Here is a 6,538-nt window from a genome sequence, read left to right as displayed (position 1 = left end):
ACTTCGACCGTGCGACCCAGGAGGCCGATCGACTGCAGCGCAGCCTCGTTCTCCAGCATCTGCTGCATGCGCACATTGAGCTGCTGCGTCTGGTCCAGCGCGGTGAATTGCGCCATCTGCGCCATGAACGCCTGGTTGTCCATGGGCTTGAGCGGATCCTGGAACGTGAGCTGCGTCAGCAGCACCTTCATGAAATCCTGCAGGCCGAGCGCGTTGGTGGCCGCACCGGCGGCCGGCGGTGCAACGGAGCCGATGGTCATGGTGCATCCTTCGAGGGAAACGATGGGGTTCGCGCCGCAGGCGCGGCACTGGAAGAGGCGCGGGCGTCGACCGGCGTGCCGTTGCACACGAGCGCAGCGATGCGCTCGCCGGCGGCGTGCAGGCTGCGGCGCAGGTCGGCCACCGCGGCGCTGGCCCGCTGCGCGACGAGCGCCGCGTCGCCGTCGATGCCGAGCCAGACCTGCAGGCCTTCGCCGGGCAGCGGCTGCACGTGCAGGCGCACCGGCGAGCGCTCGGGTTCGCGCTCCGGGGCGAGCTGTGGCGGCAGGGGCTCTTCGGCCGGGGCCGGTCGGATTGCGATGGACCGCTGCGCGCTGGCTTCAGGCGGCCCGCCAATCAGTACGGGCGCGCCGCAGGATTCGAGCTCCGTGGCTTCGTCTTCGGGCTGTCTTGGCGGAATCTGCACGGGCTCGCTGAGCGCCAGGGTGGATTCGGCGCGCTGCATGTGCAGCTGCCAGTGCGTGGTCTGCACCGGCCCGGTCGGGAGTGCCGCTGCGGGCGGCATTGGCAGCACGACGCGCAGGTCTGCGAGCGGCAGCTTCATCGCGTCTCTCCCACCTTGCGCAGGGCCGCGGCGCGCCGTGCCTGGGTCAGCGCGAGCCAGGCGGCATCGGCCTCGCGCCACTCGCGGCGCAACTGCGCCTGCGCGTGGTCACGCTGGGCGGTCTCGCGAAGGGCCTGCACCGATTCCAGCTGGCGCTGGCGCTCCGCACAGCCGATGCGCGCAGCCGCGACGCGCTGCTGCAGCGCTTCGCGCACGGTCGCCGCGGCGACGCGCTCGGCTTGCAGGCGGGCGAGATAGCGTGCCGCCTGCGCGCCGGCGAAGACATCGCGTTGCGCACTCTGGACGGCATGGCCTTGCTGTTCCTGCCGTTGCGTGCTGCGGCGGCCTTCCTCCTGCTGCAAAGCGTGGTCCTGCTGCTGCAGACGCGCCAGCGCGAGGCGCGCGTTCTCCACCGCGCCGTCCAACTGACGCTCCACCGGCGCGAGTCGCCAGGGGAAACCGCGCGGCAGCGCCGGCGCGCCGTTCTTGCGCCCGCTCATGGCGCGCTCCGCTGCGCGAGGATCGCGCCGAGTTGCTGCAGCGCCTGCGCGCGCGGCGCGCCGCCGGATTCCTGCCGCAGCCAAGCGAACAGAGGCGCCTCCAGTGCCAACGCCGCGTCGAGGGCGGGATTGGCACCCTTGGCATAGGCACCGAGTTCCACCAGCTGGCGATTGCGCTCCAGCACGGCGAGATGGCGCACCGCCTCGCGCACCAGCTGCCGCTCCGGCGCGGGAACCAGGTCCTTCATCAGCCGGCTGGCGCTGCGCAGCAGGTCGATCGCGGGGAAGTGGGCCTGCTGCGCGAGCTCGCGCGAGAGCACCACGTGGCCGTCGAGGATCGAGCGCATGCTGTCGGCCACGGGTTCGTTGAGGTCGTCGCCTTCCACCAGCACCGTGAGCAAGGCCGTGATCGAGCCGCCGCCCGGCAGGGTGCCGCAGCGTTCGCAGATCTGCGGCAGCTCCGCGAACACCGAAGGCGTGTAGCCGCGCGCCGTGGCCGGTTCTCCGGCGGCCAGGCCTACCTCGCGCCGCGCCATTGCGAGGCGCGTGACCGAATCCATGGTGAGCAGGACCCTCCGGCCTTGCTGCGCGAAATGGCGGGCGATGGCCACGGCCGCATGGGCGGCCCGGATGCGCGCGAGCGCCGGCTGCTCGGAGGTGGCGACGACGACGACGGAGCGCCGCAGCCCTTCCTCGCCCAGCTGCTCCTCGATGAACTCGCGCACCTCGCGCCCGCGCTCGCCGATCAGGGCCACCACGTTGAGGTCGGCCCGGGCGTGGCGGGTGATCATTCCGAGCAGGCTGCTCTTGCCGACGCCGCTGCCGGCAAAGATGCCCATGCGCTGGCCTTCGCCGAGCGTCAGGAACACGTCGATCGCGCGCACCCCCGTTTCCAGCACGCGCGCGATGCGCGGGCGCTCCATGGGATTGGTGGCACTCGCATGCAGGTCCGCCCACCCGCCCGCCGCCGGCGCCGGGCCGCCGTCGAGCGCTGCACCGAAGCCGTCGATCACGCGGCCGACGAGGCCCGGGCCGACGCCGATGCGCGACGCGTGGCCCAGGGCCAGCACCTTCGATCCCGCGCCTATGCCGCGCAAGGGCCCGTACGGCAGCAGCACCACGCGCCCCTGCTCCAGGCCGACCACCTCGGCGAGCACCGGGCCGGCCGCCTCCACGCCGGCCGGCAGCACCCGGCACATCTCGCCCAGGTCCGCCTGCGGGCCCTCGGCCTCGATTGCGAGGCCTTGCAGCCGGCGCACCCAGCCGATGCGCTGCACCAATTCGGTTGAACGCAAGGCGTCGCGGTAGCCGGAGAGGAGGTTCATGCGGCCTTCCCTTCGGGCCGCTGCGGCTGCGCGGCTGCACGCGCCTCGCTCAGCGCCTCCTTGCAGGCCTGGAGCATCGTTTCCAGCCGGGCGTCGAGCGCGCCGGAGGCCGTCTTGAGAATGCAGCCTCCGAGCGCCACCTCGGGATCGGGAACCGCCTTGAACCGCGCGGTGCCTGGCCCGGACTGCAGCAGTTCGGCATCCTGCGGATGGAAGTGCAGCACCACCTCCGCCGCGCCGTGCTGCGCCAGCACATGGGCCAGTTGCGCCCGCACGAACGCGGGCTGCACGGCGTGCTCGCCGACGATGCGGCACAGGGTTTCGTAGCACAGGGCCACCATGTCGTCCTGCGCGGACCAGAGCAGGTCGGCCATGGCGTCGTGGGCATGCTGCGCGACGCACTGCAGGCGCTCGTGCTGCGCCTTCGAGCGCAGTTCCGCTTCAGCCACGGCGCGCTGCGTGGCCTGGCGGATCTCCTCCGCCCCCTGGGCGCGGCCTTCGCGCAAGCCTTCCGCGCGGCCGGCGTGCACGCCCTCCTCATGACCCTGACGCAACCCCTCTTCGTAGCCTTCGCGCCGGCCTGCCTCGTGTCCCGCGCGCACGGCCTGGGCGTGGGCCTCGCGCAGTGCCGCGTCATGGCTCCTGGCTGGCCGCGACGCCTCGTCATGGGCGTGCGCCTGCCGCGGAACCTCGTTGCGAGCGCACGCCTCGATCCCCGCCTGCCCTGCCGCCTCCGGCGCCACACTCGCACCGACGCGCCCGAGCCGCAAGGGAGCCGGCTCGAAGTGGACGCCCCGCAGCACCGCCGCCGCCTTGGAAGGTGCGCCACTCATCGCTGTCCTCCCAGGGCGGCGAGGCGACGCCGCAGCGCCTGCCAGCGCGAGCTTCGCGCCGCTCGCGCTGCATGCGCGTGGAGGACCGGCACGAGTTGCGCAACGATGGTGTCGTGCAGCAAAGGCGGTGGCGGCGCGCCGCCGGCGTGCCGCTGGACCTCGCGCCGGAAGGTGGGCGACAGCAGGGCGAGCAGTCGCTCGCGCCAGGGCCACGGCGCGCCGGCCAGCAGCGCCACGACCAGGCGCGGCGGCTCGGCGGAAAGGATTTCGGCCAGCCGGTGCACGCCGGCTTTGTCCAAGGCCCGCAGCGCCCGCGCGCCGCTTTCCTCGCCGGTAGATTCCGCAGCAAGCGCCGCCGCCAGTTCGGCGTCGCGCGGGATCCCCAGCTGCTCCAGTTCCTGCAGGAGGCGGTTCAATGTCTCCCGCTGCCCGTCGCTGAGAGCCGCCAAGACCCATTGCCGGTCCGGCCCGGACAGGGCATGCAGGGTGAGTGCGGCGCGGTGGGCCGGCGTGGGCAGCGGCATCGTGTTCGTCATGCGCTTCTCCCGCGTTGCGGCGAGGGTGCCGCCGTCGGCGTTGCGCTGGCTTCCAGGATCCAGCCGCGCACCTGCTGCAGTGCCGCTTCGCGCTGGGCCTGCGTCAGCCGGGGCAGCTCGGGGTGGCGTGGCCCGCTTCGGCGGTGCCGCGACCAAAGGAGCGCCAGCAGAGCGAGCAGTGCAAGCGCCAGCGATGCGGCCATGGCTGGCAGCCCCCAGAAGTCCGCCAGTTCGATCGGCTCCGTCGGGGACGCCGCGGGGCGCGCCGTCATCATCGTGGGCAGTGGCTCCGGCGCAGGCACGGTCATCGCCGCCGCGGCCGCGGGCAGCAGCGCCTGCACCACCACCGTGTCGCCGCGTTCCGCCGACGCGCCGACGGCGGCGGCGACCAGCTTTTGCACCTGCTCGCGCTGTTCCGCTGCCAATGCCTGGCGCACGACCGCCACCACCTGGATGCGCCGCACCGCGCCCGGCTGGCTCACCACCTGCTCGACCCGCCGGCCCGCCTGGTATTCGACGTCGCGTTGCACGCTGCTGCCGCGCGTGCCGCGCGCATCGGCCGTGCGCGCGTCCGGGCTGGCGCTGTCGCGCGCCGACTCCTTCTCGCGCACCAGCACGCCGGTGGCCGGGCCGCCGCGCGCGTCCGACGCCGGCAGCACGTCCTCTGTGGTAACGCGGACCTGGTCCATGTCCAATACCAGGTCCACGCTGGCCAGCGCCTGGCCGGCACCGAAGGCCTGGTCCAGGACGGCCGCCGCCTTGCGCGCCAGGTAGTTCTCCATCTCGCGCTTGAGCTCCAGCCGCGCGGCGCCGAGGCCGCCCGCTGCTTCGGCTTCCGCGTCGGCGATGCGCGTCAACGCCACCCCGCGCTGGTCGACGATGGTCACTTCCTGCGCCTGCAGGCCCGGCACGGCAGCGGCCACCAGGCGCTGGATGCCGCTCACCTGCTCGCCGCGCAAGGCCTGCCCCGCTCGCAGCGTCAGCGTGATCGCCGCCTTGGGGCGCGCGGTGTTCTGGCGAAAGAGGCCCTGTTCCGGCAGGGCGAGGTGCACACGCGCATCGCGGATCGCGGCAAACGCCAGGATGGTGCGCGTGAGTTCGCCCTGCAGCGCGCGCTGGTAGTTGATCTTCTGCGCGAACTCGGTCATGCCGAAGTCGCTGTTGTTGAAGACCTCGAAGCCCACCGTCCCGTGCAGGGGCAGGTCACGCCCCATCAGCTTCATGCGCGCGGCGTGCACCTGCGAGCGGTCCACCAGCAGCGTGCGCCCCTGGTCCGCCACCGAGTAGGGGATCTTCAGCTTCTCCAGTTCGCCGGCGAGCGTGGCCGCATCCTGCTCGCGCAGCTCGGAGAACAGCACGGCCGGATCGCCCCGCAGCAGCCACCAGCCGGCCGCGCCGGAGACCAGCAGCAGCACCGCGCAGGCGGCAAGGAATGCGAGGCGTGCGTGCGGCGCCAGCGTGTTCCACCAGGTCTTCATGCCGGCTCCATCGCTAGACCTGCATCCGCATCACGTCCTGGTAGGCTTCCAGGGCGCGGTTGCGTACCTGCAGCGCGAACTGCAAGGCGATGCGGCTTTCCTCCAGCCGTACCATCACCTCGTGCAGGTTGGCCGTCTCGCCGGCGGCGAGGCGCTGCAGGTCCACCTGGCTCGCCAGCAGCTGCTGGTTGAGCGCCTGCAGGCCCTGTGCGACCTGGGCGCCGAACCCCGGCCCCTCTGCCACGGGCGCGGCAACCGGCGCGGTGCCCGGCACCTCGTCGTGCAGGCCCATGGCCTGGATCGCCTCGAGATTCATGTGCCCCTCCCGATCTCCAGCGTCTTCAGGGCCAGCGTGCGGGCCGTATTGAGCGCCGCCACGTTCGCCTCGTAGGAGCGCATCGCGCTCATCAGGGTGACCATCTCGGTGGCGGGATCGACGGCCGCCTGGTGCACGAAGCCGCGCGCGTCGGCCAGCGGATGGCCGGGGTCGTGCACCAGCCGCGGCGACACTTCCGTCGCCTGCACGGTGGCACCGGGGAGCGCCCCGGGCTGCAGGCCCTCGGAAACGAGAGCATCGAAGGGCACCGAAGGGCTCACCAGCACGCGCAGCGGCTGGAAGGCCGCCGCGCCGGGCGCCTGCACGCTGTGCGCGTTGGCGAGGTTGAGGGCCGCGACTTCGACCCGCATGCGCTGCACCGACATGCCGGCGGCGCTGATGGCGAAGGCTTGCGAGAAGTCCATGTGCCTACCTCCTGCCGTCGCCGGCGGCCAGCGCCAGCAAGGCGAGATGGCGCGACAGGCCCTGCACCAGCGCCTGGTACTCCACGCCGTTGCGCGCCAGCTCGCTCATTTGCGCGTCGAGCTGCACCGGCGCTGGCTGGCCGGCGGCGTCGAACATCGGCTCGGGATCGGCGCGCAAGGTCTCGACCGCGGCCAGGTCCAGCGCGCCCTTCTCACCCAAGACCGCGCGCGCTTCGGCCAGGTGGGCGTCGAAGGAAACCTGCTGCGGCACATAGCCGGGCGTGCTGGCGTTGGCGATGTTG

10 protein-coding genes are annotated in these 6,538 nt (G+C 72.7%); all 10 read right to left on the bottom strand.

Features of this window, described 5'->3' with window-relative positions:
* On the bottom strand, positions 1–260 hold a 260-nt coding region (locus VFM98_RS24355), incomplete at its 3' end, for a flagellar hook assembly protein FlgD (RefSeq protein WP_325112481.1).
* Positions 257–823, bottom strand: coding sequence for a hypothetical protein (locus VFM98_RS24350; protein ID WP_325112480.1), 567 nt, complete (start codon positions 821–823; stop codon positions 257–259). The genes VFM98_RS24355 and VFM98_RS24350, both read right to left, overlap by 4 nt.
* Positions 820–1,248 (bottom strand): hypothetical protein, encoded by a 429-nt coding sequence (locus tag VFM98_RS24345; RefSeq protein ID WP_325112479.1) that lies wholly within the window; start codon positions 1,246–1,248, stop codon positions 820–822. Before VFM98_RS24345 ends, VFM98_RS24350 begins: the two co-directional genes overlap by 4 nt.
* Positions 1,249–1,319: 71 nt before the next feature.
* Positions 1,320–2,648, bottom strand: a complete 1,329-nt coding sequence (locus tag VFM98_RS24340; RefSeq protein WP_325112478.1) for a FliI/YscN family ATPase — start codon at positions 2,646–2,648, stop codon at positions 1,320–1,322.
* Complete coding sequence (locus VFM98_RS24335) at positions 2,645–3,418, bottom strand: FliH/SctL family protein (protein WP_325112477.1); 774 nt, start codon at positions 3,416–3,418, stop codon at positions 2,645–2,647. Before VFM98_RS24335 ends, VFM98_RS24340 begins: the two co-directional genes overlap by 4 nt.
* 59 nt (positions 3,419–3,477) lie before the next feature.
* Positions 3,478–4,017: a hypothetical protein gene (locus VFM98_RS24330; protein ID WP_325112476.1), complete on the bottom strand. Its 540-nt coding sequence runs from the start codon at positions 4,015–4,017 to the stop codon at positions 3,478–3,480.
* On the bottom strand, positions 4,014–5,495 hold the full coding sequence (gene fliF, locus VFM98_RS24325) for a flagellar basal-body MS-ring/collar protein FliF (RefSeq protein ID WP_325112475.1): 1,482 nt from the start codon (positions 5,493–5,495) through the stop codon (positions 4,014–4,016). Before fliF ends, VFM98_RS24330 begins: the two co-directional genes overlap by 4 nt.
* Before the next feature lie 13 nt (positions 5,496–5,508).
* Positions 5,509–5,811 carry a flagellar hook-basal body complex protein FliE gene (fliE, locus tag VFM98_RS24320; RefSeq protein ID WP_325112474.1) on the bottom strand — a complete coding sequence of 101 codons (303 nt, stop codon included), beginning with the start codon at positions 5,809–5,811 and terminating at the stop codon, positions 5,509–5,511.
* Positions 5,808–6,236: a flagellar basal body rod protein FlgC gene (flgC, locus tag VFM98_RS24315; protein ID WP_325112473.1), complete on the bottom strand. Its 429-nt coding sequence runs from the start codon at positions 6,234–6,236 to the stop codon at positions 5,808–5,810. Before flgC ends, fliE begins: the two co-directional genes overlap by 4 nt.
* A gap of 4 nt (positions 6,237–6,240) precedes the next feature.
* The coding region (locus VFM98_RS24310; RefSeq protein ID WP_325112472.1) for a flagellar basal body protein at positions 6,241–6,538 on the bottom strand (298 nt) is incomplete at its 5' end.

This window comes from Ramlibacter sp., from assembly GCF_035706265.1.
Lineage (GTDB): Bacteria > Pseudomonadota > Gammaproteobacteria > Burkholderiales > Burkholderiaceae_C > Ramlibacter.
Note: the sequence above shows the minus strand (reverse complement) of the source record. Positions and strands in the feature narration are given on the sequence as shown.

Coding starts and splice junctions, on each gene's coding strand:
- flgC (WP_325112473.1), bottom strand. CDS start 6,236: ATGGACTTCTCGCAAGCCTTCGCCATCAGCGCCGCCGGCATGTCGGTG.
- fliE (WP_325112474.1), bottom strand. CDS start 5,811: ATGAATCTCGAGGCGATCCAGGCCATGGGCCTGCACGACGAGGTGCCG.
- fliF (WP_325112475.1), bottom strand. CDS start 5,495: ATGAAGACCTGGTGGAACACGCTGGCGCCGCACGCACGCCTCGCATTC.
- VFM98_RS24350 (WP_325112480.1), bottom strand. CDS start 823: ATGAAGCTGCCGCTCGCAGACCTGCGCGTCGTGCTGCCAATGCCGCCC.
- VFM98_RS24330 (WP_325112476.1), bottom strand. CDS start 4,017: ATGACGAACACGATGCCGCTGCCCACGCCGGCCCACCGCGCCGCACTC.
- VFM98_RS24340 (WP_325112478.1), bottom strand. CDS start 2,648: ATGAACCTCCTCTCCGGCTACCGCGACGCCTTGCGTTCAACCGAATTG.